The organism is Moorena sp. SIO4A1 (assembly GCF_010672065.1).
Classification (GTDB): Bacteria; Cyanobacteriota; Cyanobacteriia; order Cyanobacteriales; family Coleofasciculaceae; genus Moorena.
Genome location: NZ_JAAHHX010000346.1, coordinates 1 through 2,156 on the forward strand (window position 1 = coordinate 1; position 2,156 = coordinate 2,156).

At 39.1% G+C, this 2,156-nt stretch carries 2 protein-coding genes; both read right to left on the reverse strand.

Features of this window, described 5'->3' with window-relative positions:
- The coding region (locus tag F6K53_RS38060) for a hypothetical protein (protein WP_293084914.1) at positions 1–271 on the reverse strand (271 nt) is incomplete at its 3' end.
- 197 nt (positions 272–468) lie between these two features.
- On the reverse strand, positions 469–786 hold the full coding sequence (locus F6K53_RS38065) for a hypothetical protein (protein WP_293024712.1): 318 nt from the start codon (positions 784–786) through the stop codon (positions 469–471).
- Positions 787–2,156 lie beyond the last annotated feature (1,370 nt).

Sequence of the window (2,156 nt, forward strand, 5' to 3'; positions counted from 1 at the left end):
CGCCACCTTGCTCAAGAGTCAAGAAGAAGCTTTCTTGCTTACTAGCAACATTATTACCTGCATCGCTTTGAGCTTCAGAAGCAGTATTACCGGAAGCAGTAGCAGTATTACCGATATCTACTTTAACATTAACTGTAGTATTGAAAAGTTCGTTTTCTACGATGCTGCTGGTAGTGCTGAAAATGCTGGTGAAGTTGTTGCTTAAAGAAAGTCCACCTTGAACTTTGCTAGCTTCAACGGACTCTAGATGATTTAGGTCAGAAATAAGCATTGATTTTCTCCTTCTTGGTTGTTAATTTTATTGGTAACGCCGAGGATTGACTATCCTGAAGCAATCACACTGAAGCAATCAAACCTAAACCTGAGTGTAATCATGTTCATATAGAACTGAAGGTACTGCATTCTATTAGGATATGAAGACACCCAGGTTTAAAAGTTAATGAATCAGGAAAATATCCTGACTAATTACTACTGGATAGCAGAGAATCCAATACCTTGAGACTTAGTAGCAGTTACGCCACCTTGCTCAAGAGTCAAGAAGAAGCTTTCTTGCTTACTAGCAACATTATTACCTGCATCGCTTTGAGCTTCAGAAGCAGTATTACCGGAAGCAGTAGCAGTATTACCGATATCTACTTTAACGTTAACTGTAGTATTGAAAAGTTCGTTTTCTACGATGGTGCTTTTAGTTTTGAAAACGCTTTGGAAATTGTTGCTTAATGAAAGTCCACCTTGAACTTTGCTAGCTTCAACGGACTCTAGATGATTTAGGTCAGAAATAAGCATTGATTTTCTCCTTCTTTGTTGTTGATTTTTTTTGTTTCGAGCAGCTTTGTTTGAGCTGTTGATATAACTATATCCAGATTCCCCTAGGCATGTCTCGCCAATTTGGCTTCAACCTTTTATTTTTTAAAAATTACTGAATTTACTATAAGTATTTATTCAGTAGTAACGAATTCTGTATTAGTTCAAAGAGATTGGTAATTTTGATGGCGTTGTATCGAAGTACTTTATTATTTAGGAACCGGTCATTATATCTAACCTAATTAAAAACATGCTGGCCACTTTGGCTTAATATTTATGCTTTACTCCTCCCACAACTAAATAGTGAGCAATAATCGATTCTGAATTAGTTCAAAAAAATTGGTAATTTTGATGGGCTTTTATTGAAGTAGTTTATTAGTTATAAACTGGTAATTATATCTAATTTAATTTTAAAAAATAACGCCACTTTGGCTTGATAATAATGATTGACTCATCCCACAACTAAATAGTGACTAGTAACCGATTCTGAATTAGTTCAAAGAGATTGGTAATTTTGATGGGGTTGTATTGAAGTACTTTATTATTTAGGAACCGGTTATTATATCTAATATAATTAAAAAAATGCTTGCCACTTTGGCTTAATATTTATGGTTGAATCATCCCACAAGTAAAATAGGTGCTAAAGTCCGTGGGATGTCGAGTCATTAGTTAATAGCAAAGGGAACAGGGAGCAGGGAGTATAGGAAGTGTGAGGAGACGGGGCGTATCGGGCGTGTGGGACCTGTGGGGACATGGGGAGATGGGGAGATGAAATTAATAATGTGTAGCCCTGTGAGGGCTAAGAATTGGTATAACCTGAGTTCGATATAAGCGATCGCTTTAGGAAAGACTAAGGACAGGACTTACGCACAGAATCCATGGGTAGGGTGGGCAAGGTTTTGTCCACCCTACAGGTAGATTTAAATTGAGAGATTTCCGTAAGTCCTAAGAGTACTAGAACTGTTTCATTCCCGCCTGTAATCAGATAAAAAAACGCCTCGTCCATCAACAGGTGTGACCCGTGATGGCGTTCGCGTAGCGTGACCTACGGTCAAGGGATTGCTCGCCATCACGGAAAGCGCACCTAATGGACAAGGCAGTTATTAATGAATTAGTTCGACCACAGGCTTAGTCTGATCTGCTGTGGTGGGAACCAGTGCTGGTGATGATAAGGAGCATGGGTAAGAAAATCATTACACCTGCTCACCACAGGGAAACCAAACAGTCTCGCCGTAAATAATCGGCTAACTTCTTGAGCATGGATTCCTCTTCTTCCAGTTCAGCGATCAACTGCTGTTCTTGATCGCCACCGTGGACCTGTGAGGTTTTCTTGCCAAGGGTCTCTACATAAA